The sequence below is a fragment of the Armatimonadota bacterium genome, from assembly GCA_031459715.1.
GTDB classification, from domain to species: Bacteria; Sysuimicrobiota; Sysuimicrobiia; order Sysuimicrobiales; family Humicultoraceae; genus Humicultor; species Humicultor tengchongensis.
In genome coordinates this window covers 14,477-37,236 of sequence record JAVKIA010000019.1, presented here as the reverse complement: position 1 = coordinate 37,236, position 22,760 = coordinate 14,477, and the positions used below count along the sequence as shown (strand labels likewise).

Sequence of the window (22,760 nt, the reverse complement as noted above, 5' to 3'; positions counted from 1 at the left end):
GGTTGACTTCTGCCGTCCGGGCGGGCAACGTACGGAGAGTGGAGACAGAGCGGTGGAGGAGGTCCTGATGGCATCCCGGCTTCCGGAGATCGGCGTCGGCCTGCTCGGGCTGGGGACGGTGGGGGCGGAGGTCTACCGCCTCCTGGCGGAGCGGGCGGAGCACATCGCGGGCCTGGTGGGCCGGCCCTGCGTGGTGCGGCGCGTGGCCGTGGCCCGTCCCGGCCGGCCGCGGCGCGTGCGCATCCCTTCATCCTTGCTGACCACCGACGGGGCCACGGTGGTGGAGGATCCCGCCGTGGATATCGTGGTGGAGGTGGTGGGCGGGGTGGAGCCGGTCCGATCGCTCCTGCTGCGCGCCCTGGCTGGGGGCAAGGCCGTGGTCACTGCCAACAAGCAACTGCTGGCCGCGCACGGGGCGGAGCTGCTGGCTGCTGCGGCGGCGGCAGGCGTCGACCTCTGTTTCGAGGCCAGTGTGGGTGCGGGGATCCCGCTGATCAAACCGCTGCGCGAATCCCTGGCCGCCGACCGGATCCGCCTGATCGAGGGCATCCTCAACGGGACGACCAACTACATCCTCACCCTGATGAGCCGGGAGGGGCGGACCTTCGACGATGCGCTGGCCGAGGCGCAGGCCCGTGGGTTTGCGGAGGCGGATCCCGCCGACGACGTGGACGGACATGATGCGGCGGCCAAGCTGGCCATCCTAGCTACGGTAGCTTTCAATACCTCCCTGGCCGCGGAGCAGGTCTACCGCGAGGGGATCGGCGGGGTCACCCCCGCAGACATCCGGCACGCCGCGGAGCTGGGCTACGTCATCAAACTCCTGGCCGTGGCCCGCGACCGGGACGGCGCCCTGGAGTTGCGCGTCCACCCCGCCCTCGTCCCGGCCGGCCACCTCCTGGCCGGGATTTCTGAAGAGCGCAACGCCGTGCTGGTGGAAGGGGAAGCCTGCGGTCGGGTGCTCTTCAGTGGGCCCGGTGCCGGGGGTGCGCCTACCGCGGCGGCAGTGGTGGGCGATATCATCGACGCAGCGCGCAACCGCCTCCGCGGTGCCGGCGGGCGCACCCTCTCCGCCCCTTCGGTGCGCCGCGAAGTGCACCCCATGGAGCGTCTGGTCATCCCCTTCTACCTGCGCCTCCAGGTGACCGATCGCCCCGGCGTCTTCGCCCGGATCGCCACAGTCTTCGGCGAGGAGCAGGTGAGCATCGCCTCCATCGTGCAAAAGAGCCGCGGCGAGGTGGCCGACGTCGTCCTGCTGACCCACGAGGCGGAAGAGGCGGCCATGCGCCGCGTGGTGGTGAGGCTGCGGGCTATGGACGTGGTGCAGGTGGTGGGCAGCGTCATCCGGGTTGTGGAGTAGCAGCGGCTGTCAGGGCCAGAAAAGGCGCAGGAGGATGGGAACCAGGACGGCGGCCACGATGCCAAACATCGCGGTGTTCAGACGGGCGCCCAGGGCATCCATCCGGGCGTTGGTACGCACGATCGCCTCCCGCAGCTCGGAGGCGAGCGCGTCGATCTTCCCGCCGATCTTGGCGTCGAGTCGGGCGAACCCGGCGTCCACCTTGCCTTCCAGCACGGCCAGGCGCCCCTCGATGGTGCCCAGGCGCCTGTCAATCTGCTCGTAGGCGCCTTCCAGCCGGGCAAGCCTGACGCCGGTGGTCTCGGTCCCCATGGGCGATCATCTTTTGACCTTACCAGGAATGAGGATCGGCCGGAAGTGAGAGCTTTCAGGGCCTCACCGAGCGTGGGAGTCCACGGCCCGGCCCGGGGATCGCTCGCAGGCCCAGGCTCGGATCTCAGGCACTGCAGGGAGCGGAAGCCGTCAGGGGAGCCACATGCGCTCCCCGGGTTCTTGCCAGAATGTTCGAGTTACGCGAACGAACCGCTTGACAGGATCCCGACCGGCTGCAACCATGGCGCCAAGTTCCTCGCGCTTGGCGCGAGAGGCGCCTAGGGTTCCGCTTCCTCCACCAGGGGAAGGCCTGGTTCAAGCGGCGCAGGCCGGCAGCGAAATACCGACAGTTCCCCGGTCTGGTTCCTGAGCGGATCGGGTGGGGTCGGCCGGTCTACCATCGGGAGAGAAGCCCGAGGGAGAGGTTCGCACTCGCCGGAGTGCACAGTCCGGTGGGTGCCTCGCCCTCGGGCTTCGTGCATAGCAGGGGATCCTGGAGCGGGCGCTGTCCTGAAAGTCGCCTGTGACGGACGGCTTGCCCTGAGGAAGTCTAAGGGAGGTCCAGTGGTCAGCCCGATCGCGGAACACGACGCCTGCGGCGTAGGGTTCGTTGCCCACCGCTTCCCCAGCCACGCTGTGCTGGCCGCGGCGCTCTCCGCCGTCTCCCGGATGAGCCACCGTGGGGCCGTCTCCGCCGACGGGAAGTCGGGGGACGGAGCGGGGGTGCTCACCCAGCTTCCCTATGACCTGCTGCGCCGCGACCTCCCGCTGGGGGACGTGGGCGATGAGGACCTGGCCCTGGCCATGGTGTTCCTGCCATCTGCTGCCGCAGACGAGGCTGCGGCGCTGATTGAGCAGGCCGCGTGTTCTCAGGGGTTGCGCGTCCTGGGCTGGCGGCCCGTTCCCGTAGACCCGGACGCACTTGGAGCCTTCGCCCGCGTGACGCAGCCGGTGATCCGACAGCTCGTGGTCGTGCGGCGGGCGGGGGATGATGACCCTGCCTTCACCCGCAGCCTCTACCTCGCCCGGAGGACGGCAGAGCGACGCCTGCGGGAATCCGGTCTTGGAGCCTACATCGCTTCTTTCTCGCACCGGACCGTGGTCTACAAAGGCCTCTTCGTCTCCCCCCAACTCGGGCGCTTCTATGGCGACCTGACCGACCCCGCCTACGTCACCCGGCTGGCGGTCTTCCACCAGCGGTACAGCACCAACACCTCCCCCAGCTGGTGGCTGGCCCAGCCCTTTCGCTACCTGGCGCACAACGGGGAGATCAACACCCTGCAGGGCAACCTCCTCTGGACCCGCGCGCGGGAAGCGATGCTGCGGGAGTCCCTCTGGGCCGACCGGTGGAGGGACCTGGTCCCGCTGCTGCAGGAGGGCGGAAGCGACAGCGCCCACCTGGACAGCGTCCTGGAGCTGCTGGTGGCCTCGGGCCGCTCTCTGCTCCATGCCCTCCTGATGCTGGTCCCGCAGGCGTGGGAGGAGCTCCCGGACCTGCCCGATGCGGTGCGCGCCTTCTACGAGTACCACGCCTGCCTGACCGAGCCGTGGGACGGACCCGCGGCGCTGGCCTGCTCCGACGGGCGCATCGTGGCCGCGGCCCTCGACCGTAACGGCCTGCGACCCGCCCGCTACGCCGTGACGGCAGAGGGGCTGGTAGTGCTGGCGTCAGAGGCTGGGGTCCTACCGTTTCCCGCAGATCAGGTGGTGCGCAAGGGGCGGTTGGGGCCGGGCCAGGTCCTGGCGGTGGACACTGTCACCGGCCAGATGCTGGCGGACGCGGAGATAAAGGCACAGGTGGCCGCGGCCAGGTCCTACCGGGAGTGGACGCGCCGGATCATCCGCGTCCCGGGCGGGAACTGGGAACCCCCGGTGCCGGCGAAGGGGCCGGAGCAGGCGGCGCTCGCTCCTGATGCAGGAGCGCCACCCCAAGACAGCGCAGCCGGGGCCAGGCTGCGCCGCCGCCAGCAGGTGTTCGGGTATACGGCTGAAGAGGTGACCTACCTCCTCCTGCCGATGGCCACCGAGGGCAAGGAGGTCGTCTTCTCCATGGGTGACGACACCCCGCCCGCTGCCCTGTCTCAACGGCCCCGGCTCCTCTACGATTACTTCCGCCAGCGGTTCGCCCAGGTGACCAATCCGCCGATCGACCCCCTGCGGGAGCGGCTGGTGATGTCGCTTGCCGTCCGGGTGGGCCCGCGGCGCAACTGGCTGGAGGATGGCCCCGAACACGCCGCGCTGCTGGCCTTCCCCTCGCCCGTGCTCACCCCCGACCAGCTTGGCTGGGTGCGCGCCCACGCTCCCTGGCCGGCGGTGGTTCTGGACGCCACGTGGCCTGCGGACCGCGACTCGCTGGAGGCTGCGCTTGTCCGTCTGGCCGGCGAGGCGGAATCCGCAGTTTCAGAAGGGGCAGGTCTGCTCATCCTCAGCGACCGCGCCGCCGACCCAAAACGCATCCCCATCCCCATGCTCCTGGCCGCCAGCGCCGTTCACCATCACCTCATCCGGGTGGGGCTGCGCATGCGGGTGGGTCTGCTGGTCGAGAGCGGTGAAGCGCGTACCGTCCACCAGGTAGCCTGCCTGCTGGGCTACGGAGTTGAGGCGGTCTGCCCCTACCTGGCCCTGGAGACCGTGGCCGCGCTGCCCTCCGCCAACGGCCGCCGACCCTCGGTCCGGCAGTACCTCAGCGCTCTGGAGCAGGGGTTGCTCAAGGTGGCCAGCAAGATGGGAATCAGCACCCTCGCCGGGTACCAGGGCGGGCAGGTCTTCGAGGTCGTGGGGCTGGACCCTCAGGTGGTGGAGCGCTACTTCCCCGGCACGCCCGCCCACCTGGGCGGCGTCTCCCTGGACGAATTGGCCGCCCAGGCGGCCGCCCGCCACGCACGCGCCTTCGCCGGAGATGGAGAGCTGGCGGACCCGGGGCTGGTCCGCTTCCGCCGCGACGGTGAATACCACGCCTTCAACCCTTATGTAGTGAAGCGGCTGCACCAGGCCGCCCAGTCGGGCAGCGGCCAGGCCTACACCGCCTTCGCCGACCTGGTCGCCTCCCGCCCCCCCACCGCCCTGCGCGACCTGCTGGCCTTTGTCCGGCGGGAGCCCGTCCCTCTGGAGGAGGTGGAGCCTGCCGACGCCATCGTGCGCCGCTTCGTCCTCTCAGCGATGTCCCACGGGGCGCTCTCCCGGGAGGCACATGAGGCCCTGGCCATCGCCGCCAACCGCCTGGGGGCCCGCTCCAACAGCGGCGAGGGGGGCGAGGATCCCTCCCGCTACCTCCCCCGGCCCGACGGCACCAACGCCAACAGCCGGATCAAGCAGGTGGCCTCGGCACGATTCGGGGTGACTGCGGCCTACCTGGTATCGGCCGACGAGCTGGAGATCAAGATGGCGCAGGGGAGCAAGCCGGGCGAGGGAGGCCAGCTCCCCGGCCACAAGGTCAGCGCCGAGATCGCCGCCATCCGCCGCGCGCAGCCGGGGATCACGCTGATCTCCCCGCCGCCCCACCACGACATCTACAGCATCGAGGACCTGGCCCAGCTCATCTACGACCTCAAGCGAGTCCATCCTCTGGCCCGCGTGGCTGTGAAGCTGGTGGCGGAAGCCGGTGTGGGCACCATCGCCGCGGGGGTGGCCAAGGCCTTTGCCGACACCATCCAGATCAGCGGACACGACGGCGGCACGGGGGCCTCGCCCCTGGAGTCCATCAAGCACGTGGGCCTGCCCTGGGAGCTGGGGTTGGCGGAGACCCAGCAGGTGCTGGTGGCCAGCGGGCTGCGCGGGCGGGTCCGCCTGCGCGTGGACGGGGGGCTGAAAACGGGGCGGGACGTGGTCGTGGCTGCCCTGCTGGGCGCAGACGAGTTCGGCTTCGGCACCGCGGCGCTGGTCGCCCTGGGCTGCGTGATGGCCCGCGCCTGCCACCTCAACACCTGCCCCACCGGCATCGCCACGCAGCGGGAGGACCTGCGAGGCCGGTTCAGCGGACGGCCCGAGCGGGTGGAGGCATACCTGCTTGCGGTGGCCGAGGAGGTGCGGCGTCACCTGGCGGCGCTGGGCGCCCGCACCCTGGAGGAGGTCATCGGGCGCAGCGAGCTGCTATCCCCGGTGGACGAGTCCGTCCTGGGACGCCGTATCGGCCTTTCCGCGCTCCTGGCCGGGTCCGCCGGGGTGCCGGAGGCGGCGCGGCGCTGCATGCAGGCGCGCAACAAGCGGCCCGAGGGCCCCACCCTGGACGACCGCGTCTGGATGGACGCCTGGCCCGCCCTGGAGCGCGGCATCCCAGTGCACCTGACCTACTCCATCAGCAACATGGACCGGACGGTGGGCGGACGCCTGGCCGGAGCCATCGCCAGGCGGTACGGGGAGGGAGGACTGGGGGAGGGACGCGTCGTGCTCCGGTTTACCGGGAGCGCGGGTCAGAGCTTCGGCGCGTTCTGCGTCCCGGGGATGGTCCTGGAGCTGGAGGGCGAGGTCAACGACTATGCGGGGAAGGGGATGAGCGGGGGAACGATCGCCATCCGCCCGCCGCGTGGTTTCACCGGCGCCTCCCACGAGAACGTGATCGCGGGCAACACGGTCCTCTACGGCGCCACCGGCGGCCGGTTCTTCGCCGCGGGGCGCGCCGGCGAGCGCTTCGCCGTGCGCAACAGCGGCGCGGTGGCCGTAGTGGAAGGGGTGGGCGACCACGGGTGCGAGTACATGACCGGAGGGGTAGTGGTGGTGCTGGGCCGCGCCGGCTACAACTTCGGTGCGGGGATGACCGGGGGCCGGGCCTACGTCCTGGACGAGGACGGCCTGTTCGCCGGCCGGTGCAACCAGGAGACGGTGTCGGTGGTGCAGGTCGAAGCGAAAGATCTGCACGAGCTGCGCGACCTCCTCGCCGAGCATCTGGCGCACACCGGGAGCCGGCGGGCGGCAGAGCTGCTGCAGGCCTGGCCTTTTTCAGCCGGTCGCCTCCGAAAGGTCCTCCCCCGCGGCCTCCTCGGACAGGATGCTGCGGAGGCGGCCGGTTCGCCAGATTCCGAACTTTCGGGATTCAGGGCTTGACAAACAGCTCCGCGCTCTGCTAGCGTTTGCGGCAAGTCCATAGGAGTTTGGCTGGTCGATCGAGGAAGTGCGCCTAGGGTTCCGCGGTCCCCATCCGGGACCGGTCTGGACCAAGCGGCGCAGGCGGTGCACCGGTCGCCGCTACGCCGTCAGGACAGAAGCCTGAGGGGGAGGTTCCTCGTGAAATCTGTCGCCTCAGGCTTTCGTGCTTGACGGCCCGGCCGGCTTTATGGCTTTATCGGCGATGAGGGGAAGCAGTAGGCGGCGCGCGGCGTGGAGAGAGCCAGGGCAGGTGGGAGCTGGCCGCCGCGGTGACCGCACGAACTCGTCCCCGAGCCGCGGGACCGACGTCCCCCGGGACTAGGTTCCGCCGTCCTCGCCCCCGATAGCGGGCAAAGAGTTCCGGGTCTCCGGGCAGGGCCGGGCCCGCACGCGATGTGCGGTGCGATCTCCGCCCCGCCCCTCTGGGCCCCGGAAGTAAGGTGGTACCACGGGAGCTGCCCGTCCTTACGGGTGGCTCATTTTGTTTTCACCGGAGGGCAGAGCATGACGGTAACCGCATCCCGCACAGGCAGGCGCACACCCTCAGGAGACGGGGCTGGCTCGCGGGCAGCAATCCGTTCGCGATTGGGCCGCTCCCGAGGCGAGCTGGCCCCAACCGGGCGGGAGGTCACCCGGTCCGGGGCCGAGCTCCTGGTCGAGGCCCTGCGTCAGGCCGGTGCTGCGGTGATCTTTGGCATACCCGGCGGCGCCTCGTTACCCATCTATGATGCCCTCTACGACGCCGCCGACCTGCGGCACGTCCTGGTTCGCCATGAGCAGGTGGCCGCCCACGCAGCAGTGGGTTACGCCCGGGCCTCGGGGCGGGTGGGGGTGTGCATGGCCACCTCCGGGCCGGGAGCCACCAACCTGGTCACCGGCCTGACCGACGCCCACATGGATTCGGTGCCGGTGGTGGCCATCACCGGCCAGGTGCCCACCGCGGTCATCGGGAGGGACGCCTTCCAGGAGGCCGACGTCATCGGCATCACCATGCCGGTGACCAAGCACGCCTACCAGGTCTGGGATGCCGCCGACCTGCCCCGGGCCATCGCCGAAGCCTTCTACGTGGCCGCCGCGGGCCGGCCGGGGCCGGTGCTGGTGGACGTGCCGCGCGATGTGGCCCAGGCCCGGGTCGTCCCCCGCCCCGTGGAAGACGTGACCGCTCGCTACCGCCCTCACCGCGAGGGCAACGCCGCCCAGATCGCCGCCGCGGCCGAGGCCCTGCAGGGAGCAGAGCGGCCCATTATCTATGCCGGCGGCGGGGTGATCTCCGCGGGGGCCTCCGCGGAGCTGACCCGCCTGGTGGAGCGCACGGGGATCCCCGTCACCGTGACCCTGATGGGCAAAGGTGCCATCGACGAGCACCATCCCCGTTGTCTGGGCATGCTGGGGATGCACGGCACCGCGTATGCCAACTACGCCATTAACGAGGCCGACCTGATCCTGGCGGTGGGGGTGCGCTTCGACGACCGCGTGACCGGGCGCCTGGCGGACTTCGCCCCCCGCGCCCGCTTCATCCACATCGACATCGACCCGGCGGAGATCGGTAAGAACAAGCCGGCGCACATCCCCATCGTGGGCGACGCGAAGCTGGTGCTGGCGGCCCTGGTGGAGCGCATCACGGCTCCGCCGCAGATCGAGCCCTGGCTGCGCCAGATCCAGGAGTGGCGAGAGCGCTACCCGCTGCGCTACCGCCAGGGCGACCAGGTGATCAAGCCCCAGTTCGTCTGCGAGACCGTAGCCCGCCTCACCCAGGAAAGGGCCATCGTGGTCACGGATGTGGGCCAGCACCAGATGTGGGCGGCGCAGTTCTACCGCTGCCGCGAGCCCCGCACCTTCATCAGCTCCGGCGGCCTGGGGGCCATGGGGTTCGGCTTCCCTGCAGCCATAGGGGCGCAGCTGGCCTGCCCGCAGCGCACGGTGGTGGCGCTGGTGGGCGACGGTGGGTTCCAGATGACGCTGCAGGACCTGATCACGGCGGTGGAGTGGCGCCTCCCGGTGAAGGTGGTCATCATCAACAACGGCTCCCTGGGCATGGTGCGGCAGTGGCAGCAGCTCTTCTACCGCCAGCGCTACTCCCACGTCATGCTGCAGAACCCCGACTTCGCCCGGCTGGCCCAGGTCTTCGGCGCCGCGGGGCGCACCGTGCGCCGCCCCGAGGAGGTGGAGGACGCGGTGGCCTGGGCGCTGCAGGTGTCGGATGTGCCTGTGGTGCTGGACGTCCTGGTGGACCCCCAGGAGAACTGCTTCCCGATGATCCCCTCCGGGCAGTCGGTGAAGGAGATGATTCTGGAGTGATGGATGGCGCCCGCATCCGGCGGCAGCCCAACGGCCAGCCTCCGACTACGGTCCGCAGCATTTCGCTGCTGGTGGAGAACAGCCCCGGCGTGCTGGCCAAGATTGCCGGGCTGATCCGCCGCCGCGGCTACAACATCCACAGCCTCTCCGTAGGGGTGACCGACGACCGGCGGATCTCCCGCATGCTGGTGGTCCTGGAGGGAGACGAGCAGGCGGAGCAGGTGGTGAAGAACCTGAACAAGATCCTGGAGGTGCGCCGCGTCCACGACCTCACCGGCTGCGACACGGTGGAGCGGGAGCTGGCCCTGATCAAGGTCAGCGTCACCCCGGGCACGCGCCAAGAGGTACTGCACGTGGCCCAGATCTTCCGCGCCCGGGTGGTGGACGTGGGCGAACACACTGTGGTGGTGGAAGTCAGCGGCAAGCCGGACAAGATCGACGCCCTGCAGGCGCTGCTGCGCAGGCACGGCATCCGGGAGATGGTGCGCACGGGGCGGGTGGCCCTGGCCCGGGGGTCGCAGACCACGTAGGAGCCGGGCCGCCCGGGAGGCGCAGATCACGTTAACCCGGTTTAAGGAGGAGAGGCCTATGGCCAGGATCTACTACGACGACGCCGCCAGCCTGGCACCCCTGGAGGGGCGGCGGGTGGCGGTGGTGGGGTACGGCAGCCAGGGGCACGCCCAGGCGCAGAACCTGCGCGACAACGGCGTGCAGGTGACGGTGGCCCTCTTCCGCGGCAGCCGCTCCTGGGCCCGGGCGGAGGCCGACGGGTTCCGCGTGCGCACGGTGTCCGAGGCAGTGGCGGAGGCGGACCTGGTGCAGGTCCTCATCCCCGACGAGCGCCAGGGGCAGGTGTTCCGCGAGGAGATTGCTCCCCGCCTGCGCGGCGGTCAGGCCCTGGGGTTCTCCCACGGGTTTGCCGTCCACTTTCACCAGGTAGTCCCCCCGCCCGACGTGGACGTTTTCATGGTGGCCCCCAAGGCACCCGGTCACCTCCTGCGGCGGATGTTTGCGGAAGGGGGAAGCGTCCCCGCGCTGCTGGCCGTGCACCAGGACGCCACCGGGAGCGCGCAGGCGCTGGCCCTGGCCTACGCCCGCGGCATCGGCTGCACCAGGGCCGGTGTCATCGAGACCACCTTCCGCGAGGAGGTGGAGAGCGACCTCTTCGGCGAACAGGCTGTCCTCTGCGGCGGGGTGACCGAGCTGATCAAGGCGGGCTTCGACACCCTGGTGGAGGCGGGCTACCAGCCGGAGATCGCCTACTTCGAGTGCCTCAACGAACTGAAGCTGATCGTGGACCTGCTCTACGAGGGGGGGCTGGCCTGGATGCGCTACTCGGTGAGTAACACCGCCGAGTACGGGGACCTGACCCGCGGGCGGCGGATCATCACGGAGGCCACGCGGCAGGAGATGCGCCGTCTGCTGCGCGAGGTGCAGGACGGCACCTTCGCCCGGGAGTGGATCCTGGAGAACCAGGCCGGGCGCCCGGTCCTGGAGGCCCGCCGGGCGGAGGAGGCACGCCACCCCATTGAGGAGGTGGGCCGCCGCCTGCGGGCCATGATGCCCTGGCTGCGCCGGGTAGAGGTCCCCGGCGCTGCACCGTCTCCGGGTCCCGGCGAACGGGCCGCCGCCGCTGTGGCTTCAGCATCGGGCGAGCCTGCCGCCGCCCCTTCCCCGGGTGCGGCGGCATCTGCGCGCGCCCCCGCGGGGAGGTAGCCACCGTGGCCGACCGCGTCGCCATCTTCGATACCACGCTGCGCGATGGAGAGCAGTCGCCCGGCTTCTCCATGACCCTTGAGGAGAAGGTGGCCATGGCCCGGGCGCTGGCGGAGCTGCAGGTGGACGTCATCGAGGCCGGCTTCCCCGCCAGCTCCCCGGGCGACGGCGCGGCCGTCGCCGCCGTGGCCCGGGCGGTGCGCGGCCCGGTGATCGCCGCCCTGGCCCGCGCCGCCCCCGAGGACATCGATGCCGCGGCGGAGGCGCTGCGGGGGGCTAAGCGGCCACGCATCCACACCTTCATCGCCACCTCTGAGGTGCACATGCGCAGCAAGCTGCGCAAGACCCCCCACGAGGTGGTGGCCGATGCGGCAGCGGCGGTCCGCCGCGCCCGCCGCTATGCTCCCGAGGTGGAGTTCTCCGCGGAAGACGCCAGCCGGTCCGATCCGGACTTCCTCATCCGGGTCTTCGCCGCCGCCGTGGCTGCAGGGGCCACGACCATCAACATCCCCGACACCGTGGGGTATGCCACGCCCGACCAGTTCGCCGCCCTGGTGCGCCGGGTGCGGGCGGAGGTTCCCGGGATCGATGGGGTGACGGTAAGCGTCCACTGCCACGACGACCTGGGGCTGGCCGTGGCCAACTCCCTGGCGGCGGTGCAGGCCGGCGCCCGGCAGGTGGAGTGCACCGTCAACGGAATCGGGGAACGCGCCGGCAACGCCGCCCTGGAGGAGGTGGTCATGGCGCTGGTGGTGCGCCGCGACGTCTTCGGGGTGGAGGTCGGCGTCCGGACGCAGGGAATCTACGGAGCCAGCCGCACGCTGGAGGCGATCACCGGGGTCGCCGTACCGCCCAACAAGGCCATCGTGGGTGCCAATGCCTTCGCCCACGAGGCCGGCATCCACCAGCACGGGGTGATCGTCAACCCTCTGACCTACGAGATCATGCGGCCCGAGGACGTGGGGGTGCCGGCCACCAGGCTGGTGATGGGCAAGCACTCCGGCCGGCACGCCTTCGCTCACGTCCTGGCCCAGCAGGGGGTGCACCTGCCGGAGGAGGCGCTGGAGCGGGCCTTCGCCGCCTTCAAGGCACTGGCCGACCGGCGCAAGCGGGTGACCGTGGAGGAGTTGGTGGCGCTGGCCAGGGAGGTGCACAGCGCCGCTGGCGGCGTGCGCTCCTGAGGTCCGGCGGTGGGGCTGACCCTGACCGAGCAGATCCTGGCCGCCCATGCGGGGGCGGCCACCGTGCGCCCGGGGGACCTGATCGAGGCGCGCGTGGACTTCGTCTTCGCCAACGACATCACCGCCCCGCTGGCCATCCAGGAGTTCGAGCGCATGGGCGCGGAGCGGGTCTTTGACCCGGACCGGGTGGCCTTCGTCTTCGACCACTACGTCCCGGCCAGGGACATCGCCTCCGCCCAGCAGTGCGCGGTGACGCGGGCCTTCGTGCGCCGCCACCGCTTGCCCCACTTTTACGACATAGGGCGCACCGGGGTGGCCCACGTCCTTCTGGCCGAGGAGGGGTTCGTCGGCCCAGGCGACGTCTTTCTGGGGGCCGACTCCCACACCTGCAATCACGGGGCGCTGGGTGCCTTCGCCACCGGGGTGGGCTCCTCGGACCTGGCCGCGGCCATGGCCCTGGGCCGCCTGTGGCTGCGCGTCCCGGAGACGGTGCTCTACCTCTTCGCCGGGCGGCTGCAGCCCTGGGTCACCGGCAAGGACCTGATCCTGCGGGTCATAGGCGACATCGGGGTGGACGGCGCCCGTTACGCCGCCATGGAGTTCGCCGGCGAGGCCCTGGGGCAGTTGACCATGGACGAGCGCTTCTCCATCACCAACATGGCGGTGGAGGCCGGTGCGAAGAACGGCATCATGGAGGCCGACGAGACGGTGCTGGCCTGGATCCGACCCCGCGCCCGCCGTCCTTTCACCGTGCACCACCGGGACCCGGCCGCCACCTACGCGGAGGTGCGCCGCTACGACGTCTCCCGTCTGGAGCCGCTGGTGGCCGCGCCCTCCTCGCCCGGCAACGTGGTCCCCGTGCGCGAGGCGGCCGGGATCCGCGTCGACCAGTGCTTCATCGGCACCTGCACCAACGGGCGGATGGAGGACCTGCGGCTGGCCGCCCGCGTCCTGGCCGGGCGGCGGGTGCACCCACAGACGCGGCTGCTGGTCATCCCCGCCACCCCCGGCATCTACCGCCAGGCGCTGGAGGAAGGGCTGATCCAGGTCTTCCTGGAAGCGGGCGCCGCAGTCAGCACTTCCACCTGTGGGCCCTGCATCGGCGGGCACATGGGGGTGCTGGCGGAAGGCGAGGTGTGCGTCTCCACCAGCAGCCGCAACTTCATCGGGCGGATGGGGCACCGGGGCAGCCGGGTCTACCTGGCCAACGCGGCGGTGGCCGCGGCCTCCGCGGTGCGGGGTTGTCTGGCCCACCCCGACGAAGTTGTGCGGGAGGCGGTGCCGGTATGAGCGGGGCCGGGAGAGACGACGCCGGTGCCGGCGGCTCCCTGCAGGTGCGCGGACGGGCCCACACCCTGGGCGACCACATCGACACCGACGTGCTCATACCGGCCCGCTACCTGGTGACCAGCGATCCCCGGGAGCTGGCGCGGTACGTCTTCGAGGACCTGGATCCCACGCTACGGGAGCGCATCCGTCCCGGCGACATCCTGGTGGCCGGCGAGAACTTCGGCCAGGGCAGTAGCCGCGAGCACGCCCCCATAGCCATCCGGGCGCTGGGGGTGGGCGCAATCGTGGCCCGCTCCTTTGCCCGCATCTTCTACCGCAACGCCTTCAACATCGGGTTGCCCCTGCTGGAGTCGCCCAAGGCCCGCGACCGGGTGCGGGACGGGGACGAGCTGCTCTGCGACCTGCAGCGGGGGCGCATCGTCAACCTGACCAGAGACGAGACCTACCCCGCCACGCCCGTGCCCGAATTCATGCAGCGGCTGCTGGCCAGCGGGGGCCTGGTGGGCTACGTGCGGGCGGTGCTGCAGCGCGGCGGCCCGGGCGGCGGCGCTGTGGAGAGCCTGGGGGCGGGCGGTGCGGTGCGGCCGGGGGGCGGGGAGGAGGTCCGCTGGCTGGCGGAGTGCATCCAGGAGATCTTCTAGGCCGCCCCGGCAGCGCTCGGCCCTCTGCATCCGGCAACCGGAATGCCTGGTACCGGATCCTGCTCCTGCCCGGGGACGGGATCGGGCCCGAGGTCACCGCGGAGGCCGTGCGCGTCCTGCGTGCGGTGGAGGCGCGGCGCGGCCTGCGGTTTCACTTCAGCGAGGGGCTGATAGGCGGCGCCGCCCTGGAGGCCACTGGTGAGCCCCTGCCCCGGCAGACCCTGCAGGCGTGCGCGGCGGCGGAGGCCGTCTTCCTGGGCGCTGTGGGTGGGCCGCAGTGGGACGACCTGCCCTCCGAGCGGCGTCCCGAGCGCGGCCTGCTGGCGCTGCGCCGGGCCCTGGGGGTGTTCGCCAACCTCCGTCCGGCGCGGGTCTTTCCCGGAGCAGCGGAGGTCTCGCCGCTGCGCCCCGAGCGCGCCGCCGGGATGGACCTGGTGATCGTGCGCGAGCTCACCGGGGGACTCTACTTTGGGGAGCCACGCGGCCGGACGGGGGACCAGGCGGTGGACACCCTGCGCTACGGGCGCGAGGAAGTTGCCCGCGTGGCCCGTGTGGCCTTCCAGCAGGCGCGGACGCGGCGGGGGCAGGTGACGTCGGTGGACAAGGCCAACGTGCTGGCCAGCTCCCAGCTGTGGCGGGCGGTAGTGCAGGAGGAAGCCCGCGCCTTTCCCGACGTGGCGTTGCGGCACATGCTGGTAGACACCGCGGCCATGGAGCTGGTGCGCGCCCCGCAGCAGTTCGACGTGCTGCTCACGGAGAACATGTTCGGCGACATCCTGAGCGACGAGGCCGCGGGAGTGGTGGGGTCGGTGGGCCTGCTGCCGTCGGCCAGCCTGGGAGCGCGCCCGCCGGCGCTCTACGAGCCGGTGCACGGCTCCGCCCCCGACATCGCCGGACGGCAGGTGGCCAACCCGGTGGGGGCGATCCTGAGCGCGGCGCTGCTGCTGCGCTATTCCTGCGGCCTGGAGGAGGAGGCGGCTCTGGTGGAGGAGGCGACATCCCGCGTACTGGCCGCAGGGGTGCGCACCCCCGACCTCGGTGGGGAGGCGACCACCATGCAGGTGGGCGAGCGCATCGCCGCCATGGTGCGGGAAGGAGGTGGAGGGCAGTGAGCGGGGACGAGAGCGTAGTGGATCCGCGCACTAACAGCCGGACGCTGCTGGACGGGCCGGAGCGGGCTCCGGCCCGGGCCATGCTGCGGGCGGTGGGCTACCGGGACGAGGACTTCCGCCGTCCGCTGATCGGGGTGGCCCACTCCTGGATCGAGGTCATGCCCTGCAACTACCACCACCGTCACCTGGCCGCACAGGTGAAGGCGGGCATCCGCGAGGCCGGAGGGACTCCGGTGGAGTTCAACACCATAGCCATCTCCGACGGGGTCTCTATGGGGACAGCAGGGATGCGCGCCTCCCTGGTCAGCCGCGAGGTCATCGCCGACTCTATTGAGCTGGTGGCCCGCGGCCACCTGCTGGACGGACTGGTGGCGATCACGGGATGCGACAAGACCATCCCCGCGGCAGTGATGGCCCTGGCGCGGCTCGACCTGCCGGGGTTGATGCTCTACGGAGGCTCCATCGCCCCCGGCCAGTTCCGCGGCAGGGCGGTGACCATCCAGGACGTCTTCGAGGCGGTGGGCGCCTACCAGCGGGGTGCCATCGGCGCCGCCGACCTGGCCGAGCTGGAGGCGCAGGCCTGCCCCGGGGCGGGGGCCTGCGGCGGGCAGTTCACCGCCAACACTATGGCCATCGCCTTCGAGGTGCTGGGGATCTCTCCCATGGGAAGCTGCACCGTCCCCGCGCTGGATCCGGCCAGGGACGAGCTGGCCCGGGCGGCGGGGCGCCTGGCCGTGGCCCTGGTGCGTAACGGAGTCCGTCCGCGGCAGATAGTCACCCGGGCGGCCCTGGAGAACGCCATAGCCTCGGTGGCCGCAAGCGGCGGCTCCACCAACGCGGTGCTGCACCTTCTGGCCGTGGCGCGGGAAGCGGACGTGCCGCTCGAACTACAAGACTTCGACACCATCAGCGCGCGCACCCCGGTTCTGGCGGACCTGAAGCCCGGCGGCCGCTTCGTGGCCACGGACCTGCACCGGGCCGGGGGCGTGCGCCTGCTGGCGCGGCGGCTGCTGGAGGGGGGCCTGCTCCACCCCCGGACCCTCACCGTGACCATGCGTACCCTGGCCGAAGAGGTCTCCGACGCTCCCGAGACGCCGGGGCAGGAGGTAGTGCGCCCCCTGGCGGCACCGCTCCGGGCCAGCGGAGGGTTCGCCATCCTGCGGGGAAACCTGGCGCCCCAGGGGTGCGTGGTCAAGCTGGTGGGGCACGAGCGTACCAGCCACCGCGGGCCGGCGCGCGTCTTCGACAGCGAGGAGGAAGCCTTCGTCGCGGTGGGCGCAGGGACCATCCGGCCCGGGGATGTGGTGGTGATCCGCTACGAGGGCCCGGTGGGGGGCCCCGGGATGCGGGAGATGCTGGCGGTGACGGGCGCGCTGGTGGGAGCGGGGCTGGGGGATGCGGTGGCCCTGGTGACCGACGGCCGCTTCTCCGGGGCCACGCACGGGCTGATGGTGGGCCACGTCACCCCGGAGGCCGCCGTGGGCGGTCCGATCGCCGCGGTGCAGGACGGCGACCTGATCACGATCGACGTGCCTGCCCGCCGCCTGGCGGTGGAGCTCCCGGAGGAGGTGCTGGCACAGCGGCTGCGGGAGCGGCGTCCGCCCGTGCGCCCTGCCCCGGGCCCGGCGCTGGCGAAGTACGCCCGCCTGGTCTCTTCGGCTTCTGAGGGAGCGGTGACCACAGGGGGCAGGTAAAGGGGGCGGGCATCTCGTTCTTGCGCGCCAGTCCGGGGCGCCCGCCCGGGTCGGCCGGGGCTACTCCCCGATGATCTTCACCAGCACCCGCTTGCGCCGCCGCCCGTCGAACTCTCCATAGAAGATCTGCTCCCAGGGGCCGAAGTCCAGCCGGCCGCCGCTGACCGCCACCACGACTTCCCGCCCCATGAGCTGCCGTTTCAGGTGGGCGTCGGCGTTGTCCTCGCCGGTGTCGTTGTGCCGGTACTGCCCCGTCGGGGCGTGCGGGGCCAGGCGCTCCAGCCAGCGAGCGAAGTCGGCGTGCAACCCGGGCTCGTCATCGTTGATGAATACCGAGGCCGTGATGTGCATGGCGTTCACCAGGACCAGCCCCTCCTGGATTCCGCTCTCCCGCAGGCATGCCTCCACCTGCGGGGTGATGTTGATGAAGGCCACCCGCTCCCGGGTGTGGAACCACAGCTCCTTGCGATAGGTCTTCACCCGTTCCTCCCCGTGCCCGTCTTCGTCCAGAGCGTAGCACCCCGCCCCGGAGCCGATGGGGATCACCGGACCTTCGGTCACCCGGGCGGGAAGGGTTGACGGCGAGGCGCAGCTCCTGCGGGAGGTCGCCGCACTCGACCCGCGTATCCGGCTGCGCATCCACGGGGTCTTTGGGGATCCCGGCGCGCCGCCCGTCGCCCGCATCCCGACCATTATCATCTCCACAGGTGCGGACCAGACGGTCGGGCCCCTCACATCAGGACCCGGGAGAGTGGCTCCTATGCCAGCGACGCCCGTGACGGCGCAGGCCGCATCCGGTACTACGGCATCCCGGCCGGCTTCGAGTTTGCGGCTTTCCTGGAAGACCTGGTGGCGGTCTCCCGGAGGGATAGCGGCCTGAGCCCGCAGACCCGGCAGGCGCTGGCCGGTCTCGCCCGGGACGTGCACATCCAGGTCTTCGTCACCCCGACCTGCCCCTACTGCCCGCGGGCCGCGCGGCTGGCCCACGCCATGGCGCTGGAGTCGCCGCGGGTGCGGGCCGATGTTATCGACGCTTCCGAGTACCCGGACCTGGCGCAGCGGTACAGCGTCTACGGCGTGCCCAAGGTGGTCATCAACGAAACCACGCAGTTTGAGGGAGCGCTGCCTGAGGCGGCGTTCCTGGCCGCAGTGCTGCAGGCGGCCGGGATGGATCCGACGCAGGAGCCCGTCCGCCCATAGGAGGCGATACTCGTGGCCGGGGGTGCTGATGCTTATCGCGGCGGGCCTGGAGCAGTGCGTGCGCCTTTAGAGGCGGCGGGACGACCGCAGGGGCGGGACGGGCTGGCCAGGCTGCGCCGGACCTTTCTCATGCTGCGGTAGGTCGGCGATCGGCGTTTCCTTCGAAAGAAGCCCCGCGGTGGGACCCGCCACGGGGTGAAGCGCGCAGGCAGACGCGCCCTCCTGGCGGTCCCCATCGGGTCAGTTTGACCCCTCTGAAATGCTCATGCTAGGATTTGACCGGCCGCGGGAGCCGGGGAGGTCCAGGGATGCCCGACCTGCCAGAGAGGTCCCTGCCCGGCGGGCAGGGGAACGGTCAATTGCGCGTCAGCACCGCCACGCCCATCGACAGGCTGGTCGAGATGATCGACGTCCTCCCCGGGGGCAGCGTCATCCTCTCCTCAGTGGAACAGGTCCTGAACTGGGGGCGGGCCAGCAGCCTCTGGGCCCTGGGGTTCGGCCTGGCCTGCTGCGCCATCGAGATGATGGCGGCGGCCGCCGGCCGGTTCGACATGGATCGCATCGGCACCTTCTTCCGCGGCACCCCGCGCCAGGCGGACCTGATCATCGTCTCCGGCCGCTGCACCATCAAGATGGCTCCCATCGTCCGCCGCCTCTACGAGCAGATTCCTGAGCCCAAGTACGTGATCTCCATGGGGTCGTGCGCCACCTGCGGCGGACCCTTCTTCTATGACAACTATTCCATCCTCAAGGGCATCGACACCATCATCCCGGTGGATGTCTACGTGCCGGGATGCCCGCCGCGGCCAGAGGCCCTCTACGAGGGCATCCTGAAGCTCCAGGAGAAGATCAAGAAGGAGCCCTTCCTGCGGCGCCGCGCCGGCGTGGCGGCCTCCTGAGCTCATGGCGCTGCGCACCGAAGAGCTCATCCTCAACCTGGGGCCCCAGCACCCCAGCACGCACGGGGTGCTGCGGATGATCGTCACCCTGGAAGGCGAGAACATTGTGGAGGTGGCCCCGGACATCGGCTACCTCCACTCCTCCGTCGAGAAGATGATGGAGTACCGCACCTACCTGCAGTCCGTCTCCCTGGCCGACCGGGGGATGGATTACCTGGCGGCGCTGGCCAACGAGGAAGCGCTGCTGCGGGCGGTGGAGACCCTGGGTGGGATCAGCGTGCCGGAGCGGGCGCAGTGGCTGCGGGTCATCCTCCTGGAGCTGCAGCGCATCTCCAGCCACCTGGTCTGGCTGGGCACCTGGGGGGCTGACCTGGGGGCCACCACCATGTTCCTCTGGTGCTTCCGGGAGCGGGAGAAGGTCCTGGACCTCTTCGAACGGGTCACGGGCGGACGGCTGCACCACGTCTACTTCCGCCCCGGCGGCGTCTGCGACGACATTCCCGACGGCTGGGTGGAGCAGGCGCTGGCCTTCTGCGACGAGTTCCCCGGGCGTATTGCAGAGTACGAGGGGCTGTTCACCGCCAATCCCATCTTTGAGGTGCGCACCAGGGGGGTGGGGGTACTGCCGCGAGAGCTGGCCGTCAACCTGGGGGCGTCGGGGCCGGTAGCCCGGGCCTCCGGGATCGCCTTTGACGTACGCAAAGCCTTCCCCTACGAGAAGTACGCGGAGGTGGACTTCGACATCCCGGTGCGCCAGGAGGGGGACTGTTTCGCCCGCTACCAGGTGCGCGTGGAGGAGATGCGGCAGTCCACCCGCATCATCCGGCAGGCGGTGGCCAAGCTGCCACCCGGCGAGATCCGCGCGCCGAAGATCCCCGTCACCCTGCGCCTGCCCAGGGGCGAGGTCTACACGCGCACGGAATCCCCGCGGGGGGACCTGGGTATCTATCTGGTCAGCGACGGGGAGGAGCACCCCTACCGGGTGAAGATCCGTGCCCCGGCCTTCAACAACCTCTATGCGCTGTCAGAGATGATGCGCGGCTGGAAGATCGCCGACGTGATCGCCATCCTGGGCAGCGTGGACATTGTGCTTTCGGATGTGGACCGGTAATTCCGGGGTGGGACCATGGCGCGGGCGCGGCCGGTAGGGCAGGGCCACGGGGCGGAGGTGAGCTGGTGGCCGTAAGCCTGGGACGGGTGTGGCAGGGGGCGCAGGCGCTGGCGGAGGGGCTGCGGCTCACCTTCATTGCCCTGGTCCGCCCCAAGAACACCGTCAAGTACCCGCTGGAGAAGAACGACATCTCTCCGCGCTGGCACGGGCTGCTGGCCCTGCCGGTGGACCCGGAGACCGGCAACGACCAGTGCATCATCTGCTTCCAGTGCGAGCGGGTCTGCCCCAGCCGCTGCATCCACATCGAGGCCACCGGACGGGGCAAGGAGCGAGTGCTCACCCGCTTCGACATCGAGATGGACAAGTGCCAGTACTGCGGGCTGTGCGTGGAGGTCTGCCCTACGGAGGCCATCGTCTTCGTGCCACACTACGAGGCCAGCACCTACAACCGGGCCAACCTCCTCTACAGTCTGGAGGACCTGCACCGGGCCGCGCCCAAGGAGCCCATCGCCCGCGGCGTGATCCGGGGGAGGGTGCTGTGAGCTGGGAGCTGGTGGAGCGCCTGCGCCGGCGGTTCCCCCAGGTGGAGCCGTTTCCCCGGCGGGAGGAGGCGAAGGCCCCGGTCTACCTCACCCCCGGGGCCTGGGTGCCTGCGGACCAGCTACTGGAGATCTGCCGCTTCGTGGCCGCCGATCCGGAATTCGCCATGGACTACCTGTCGTTTGTCACAGGGGTGGACTACCCGGAAGAGCAACGCATCGATGTCGTCTACCACCTCTTCTCCTTCCGCCACCAGCACGAGCTAGTGCTCAAGGTGCGTACGCCGCGCGACGATCCCCGGGTGCCCAGCGTCACCGGCATCTGGCAGGGCGCAGACTGGCATGAGCGAGAAGCCTACGACCTCCTGGGCATCACCTTCGAGGGGCACCCCAACCTCCGGCGCATCATGATGACCGAGGACTGGGTGGGGCACCCTCTGCGCAAGGATTACGTCTTCGAGGACCCGGAATGGCTCCGGGCGCTGGCAGCGCAGCGGCAGCGGGAGATCGAGGGGCTCGGGCTGGGAGAACGCGCGTAGGGATCAGCACATGAGCAGGGGCGCGCGCGGCGCGCTGGGCGGCGCCACCGCTGGAGTGCTGGCGGTGTCGCTGATGCTGCGGGGGACTTTTACTGCAGGGTTCCCGGTGGTCGCTCTGGCCCTGTGGGAGCGGACCCTGCGCCTGCTGCCAGTGGAGGTCTTCGGCTTCCTCATCGTCCGCCTCAAGTTCCTGGCCAAGCCGCTGGCCTTCTGGGGGATGCTCGCGGGGATGGTGGCCGCCTGGGCGCTTTTGGGATACGTTCTGGGACGGGCGCCGTGGGGGCAGCCGTCTGCAGGCCACGGCGGCGCACCGGAAGGCGGCGGCAGCGCGGCCCGGGTCGCTGCGACCAGGTTTCTGGTCGCATTTCTCGCCGCATTTGTGCCGCTCGTGGGGTTGACCTTCACCCCGGGCGCCGAGTACATGCGCGGCCGGCTGCAGGGCATGGGGGTGCTCGAGCCCGACCCCACCTCCGTTGCTGCCCGGATTCTGGGCGCGCTGGCCGTTTACGCGGGCCTGTTCGCCCTGTTGGTGACCGGGGCGGTCCTGTGGCCCCCCGCCCGCCGTTTTGGCCCCGCCGGCGGGGACAGCCGTACCCGCCGGGAGCTGCTGGGCCGCTGGCTGGCTCTGGCTCTGGGGACGCTGACGGGAGCGAGCCTGTGGCAGTGGCTGGCCGCGCTCAGACCATCCGCCGCAGCACCTCCCGGCGCGCCCGGACGTTTGGGCGCAATATCCCCCACCGCGCAGGAGCGGGCCGCCGCGGCCGGAGGGCCCGCCGTCACCGCTCAGAGTCCCTTTACCCGCGTGCGCGGGTTGCCACCGGAGGTCACACCCACCGACCAGTTCTATGTGGTGAGCAAGAACCCGCCGGGACTCGACCCTGTGCTGCGGGCCGATCGCTGGCGGCTGGAGGTCGCAGTGCGGCCGGACCGCCCGCTGGTGATGGGCCTGGACGAGCTCAAGGCCATGCCTGCGGTGCGCCGGCCGCACACCCTGGAGTGCATCAGCAACGAGGTCGGCGGCGACCTGATCGGCAACGCCTACTGGCGCGGAGTCCGGCTGCGTGACGTGGTGGCCAGGGCCGGAGGCCTGCCGCCCACTGCCATCAAGCTGGTCTTCCGTTGCGCCGACGGCTACACGGAATCGCTGCCGGTGGCCGAAGCGCTGCATCCCGACACCCTGCTCGTCTACGAGATGAACGGCGAGCCCCTGCCGCCCAGGCACGGCTTCCCGCTGCGGCTGCTGGTGCCGGGGTTGTTTGGGATGAAGAATCCCAAGTGGATCACCCGGATCGAGGCGGCCGATTTCGACTTCCAGGGGTTCTGGGAGCGCTCGGGGTGGAGCGACCAGGCGGTGGTGCAGACCATGTCCAAGTTCACCATCCCTTCCCCGCTGCGGGCGAAGGCCGGGGAGGAGGTGGGCCTGGGCGGGGTGGCCTACGCCGGCGCCCGGAGGATCCGGGCGGTGGAGGTCTCCCCGGACGACGGCAGGGCCTGGCTGGCAGCGCAGGTCAAGGCGCCGCTGGGGCCGTATACCTGGGTGCTGTGGGCGGTGGTGTGGACGCCGGCGGCACCGGGGGAGTACCGGGTGCGGGTGCGGGCGCGCGACGGCACCGGGGCCCTGCAGACGGCGCAGCCCTCGCCCCCGCTGCCGGAGGGGGCGACCGGTCACCATATCATCCGCATCCGTGTGGGGAAGTAGCCTCGTGCCGCGCTACCTCAAGCTGCTCTCCCAACTGCCGGGACGAGAGGTGCATTGAGGGTATGACGGCGGACAGGAGTGGGAGGA

Annotated in this window: 17 protein-coding genes and 1 pseudogene; 16 read left to right on the top strand and 2 right to left on the bottom strand. The window is 70.9% G+C overall.

What is annotated here, in order from left to right; translation table 11 throughout:
• Positions 1–67 precede the first annotated feature (67 nt).
• Complete coding sequence (locus QN152_08530) at positions 68–1,360, top strand: homoserine dehydrogenase (GenBank protein ID MDR7539556.1); 1,293 nt, start codon at positions 68–70, stop codon at positions 1,358–1,360.
• Between the two features lie 9 nt (positions 1,361–1,369).
• On the opposite strand, the gene QN152_08525 is transcribed toward QN152_08530, so the two are convergent.
• Positions 1,370–1,672 (bottom strand): hypothetical protein, encoded by a 303-nt coding sequence (locus QN152_08525; GenBank protein MDR7539555.1) that lies wholly within the window; start codon positions 1,670–1,672, stop codon positions 1,370–1,372.
• Positions 1,673–2,236: 564 nt separating this feature from the next.
• Between QN152_08525 and gltB the strand changes: the two genes are divergently transcribed.
• The 9 genes and pseudogenes from gltB to ilvD all read left to right on the top strand — a co-directional run bounded on the left by gltB (position 2,237) and on the right by ilvD (position 16,686).
• Entirely contained in the window at positions 2,237–6,712 is a 4,476-nt protein-coding gene (gene gltB / locus QN152_08520) for a glutamate synthase large subunit (GenBank protein MDR7539554.1), read from the top strand.
• Positions 6,713–7,258: 546 nt separating this feature from the next.
• A complete protein-coding gene (gene ilvB, locus QN152_08515; GenBank protein ID MDR7539553.1) occupies positions 7,259–9,052 on the top strand; it encodes a biosynthetic-type acetolactate synthase large subunit in 1,794 nt (597 codons plus the stop codon).
• Positions 9,052–9,582 carry an acetolactate synthase small subunit gene (gene ilvN / locus QN152_08510; GenBank protein MDR7539552.1) on the top strand — a complete coding sequence of 177 codons (531 nt, stop codon included), beginning with the start codon at positions 9,052–9,054 and terminating at the stop codon, positions 9,580–9,582. Before ilvB ends, ilvN begins: the two co-directional genes overlap by 1 nt.
• Before the next feature lie 58 nt (positions 9,583–9,640).
• Complete coding sequence (gene ilvC / locus QN152_08505) at positions 9,641–10,768, top strand: ketol-acid reductoisomerase (GenBank protein ID MDR7539551.1); 1,128 nt, start codon at positions 9,641–9,643, stop codon at positions 10,766–10,768.
• Positions 10,769–10,773: 5 nt separating this feature from the next.
• Entirely contained in the window at positions 10,774–11,949 is a 1,176-nt protein-coding gene (locus tag QN152_08500; protein MDR7539550.1) for a 2-isopropylmalate synthase, read from the top strand.
• 9 nt (positions 11,950–11,958) lie between these two features.
• The gene (locus QN152_08495) at positions 11,959–13,239 is read left to right on the top strand and encodes a 3-isopropylmalate dehydratase large subunit (protein ID MDR7539549.1); all 1,281 of its coding nucleotides are present in this window, start codon (positions 11,959–11,961) and stop codon (positions 13,237–13,239) included.
• 38 nt (positions 13,240–13,277) lie between these two features.
• Positions 13,278–13,769, top strand: a pseudogene (locus QN152_08490) (3-isopropylmalate dehydratase small subunit).
• Positions 13,770–13,936: 167 nt separating this feature from the next.
• Positions 13,937–14,992: a 3-isopropylmalate dehydrogenase gene (leuB, locus tag QN152_08485; GenBank protein ID MDR7539548.1), complete on the top strand. Its 1,056-nt coding sequence runs from the start codon at positions 13,937–13,939 to the stop codon at positions 14,990–14,992.
• A 17-nt stretch (positions 14,993–15,009) separates the two neighbouring features.
• Entirely contained in the window at positions 15,010–16,686 is a 1,677-nt protein-coding gene (gene ilvD / locus QN152_08480) for a dihydroxy-acid dehydratase (protein ID MDR7539547.1), read from the top strand.
• Positions 16,687–16,746: 60 nt separating this feature from the next.
• Here the strand turns inward: ilvD and QN152_08475 are convergent, their stop codons facing one another.
• The gene (locus QN152_08475; protein ID MDR7539546.1) at positions 16,747–17,166 is read right to left on the bottom strand and encodes a secondary thiamine-phosphate synthase enzyme YjbQ; all 420 of its coding nucleotides are present in this window, start codon (positions 17,164–17,166) and stop codon (positions 16,747–16,749) included.
• A gap of 255 nt (positions 17,167–17,421) precedes the next feature.
• Between QN152_08475 and QN152_08470 the strand changes: the two genes are divergently transcribed.
• From QN152_08470 to QN152_08445, 6 genes are all read left to right on the top strand, one after another.
• A complete protein-coding gene (locus QN152_08470) occupies positions 17,422–17,886 on the top strand; it encodes a thioredoxin family protein (GenBank protein MDR7539545.1) in 465 nt (154 codons plus the stop codon).
• A gap of 401 nt (positions 17,887–18,287) precedes the next feature.
• Positions 18,288–18,785 carry an NADH-quinone oxidoreductase subunit B family protein gene (locus tag QN152_08465; GenBank protein MDR7539544.1) on the top strand — a complete coding sequence of 166 codons (498 nt, stop codon included), beginning with the start codon at positions 18,288–18,290 and terminating at the stop codon, positions 18,783–18,785.
• 4 nt (positions 18,786–18,789) lie between these two features.
• Positions 18,790–19,896, top strand: a complete 1,107-nt coding sequence (locus QN152_08460) for an NADH-quinone oxidoreductase subunit D (GenBank protein MDR7539543.1) — start codon at positions 18,790–18,792, stop codon at positions 19,894–19,896.
• A gap of 65 nt (positions 19,897–19,961) precedes the next feature.
• Complete coding sequence (locus tag QN152_08455; protein ID MDR7539542.1) at positions 19,962–20,438, top strand: NADH-quinone oxidoreductase subunit I; 477 nt, start codon at positions 19,962–19,964, stop codon at positions 20,436–20,438.
• Positions 20,435–20,974, top strand: coding sequence for an NADH-quinone oxidoreductase subunit C (locus QN152_08450; GenBank protein ID MDR7539541.1), 540 nt, complete (start codon positions 20,435–20,437; stop codon positions 20,972–20,974). The genes QN152_08455 and QN152_08450 overlap by 4 nt, the downstream gene beginning before the upstream one ends.
• Before the next feature lie 10 nt (positions 20,975–20,984).
• Positions 20,985–22,673, top strand: a complete 1,689-nt coding sequence (locus tag QN152_08445) for a molybdopterin-dependent oxidoreductase (protein MDR7539540.1) — start codon at positions 20,985–20,987, stop codon at positions 22,671–22,673.
• The last annotated feature ends 87 nt before the right edge of the window (positions 22,674–22,760 follow it).

Coding starts and splice junctions, on each gene's coding strand:
- QN152_08460 (MDR7539543.1), top strand. CDS start 18,790: ATGGCGCTGCGCACCGAAGAGCTCATCCTCAACCTGGGGCCCCAGCAC.
- QN152_08525 (MDR7539555.1), bottom strand. CDS start 1,672: ATGGGGACCGAGACCACCGGCGTCAGGCTTGCCCGGCTGGAAGGCGCC.
- QN152_08465 (MDR7539544.1), top strand. CDS start 18,288: ATGATCGACGTCCTCCCCGGGGGCAGCGTCATCCTCTCCTCAGTGGAA.
- ilvN (MDR7539552.1), top strand. CDS start 9,052: ATGGATGGCGCCCGCATCCGGCGGCAGCCCAACGGCCAGCCTCCGACT.
- ilvC (MDR7539551.1), top strand. CDS start 9,641: ATGGCCAGGATCTACTACGACGACGCCGCCAGCCTGGCACCCCTGGAG.
- ilvB (MDR7539553.1), top strand. CDS start 7,259: ATGACGGTAACCGCATCCCGCACAGGCAGGCGCACACCCTCAGGAGAC.
- QN152_08445 (MDR7539540.1), top strand. CDS start 20,985: ATGAGCAGGGGCGCGCGCGGCGCGCTGGGCGGCGCCACCGCTGGAGTG.
- QN152_08530 (MDR7539556.1), top strand. CDS start 68: ATGGCATCCCGGCTTCCGGAGATCGGCGTCGGCCTGCTCGGGCTGGGG.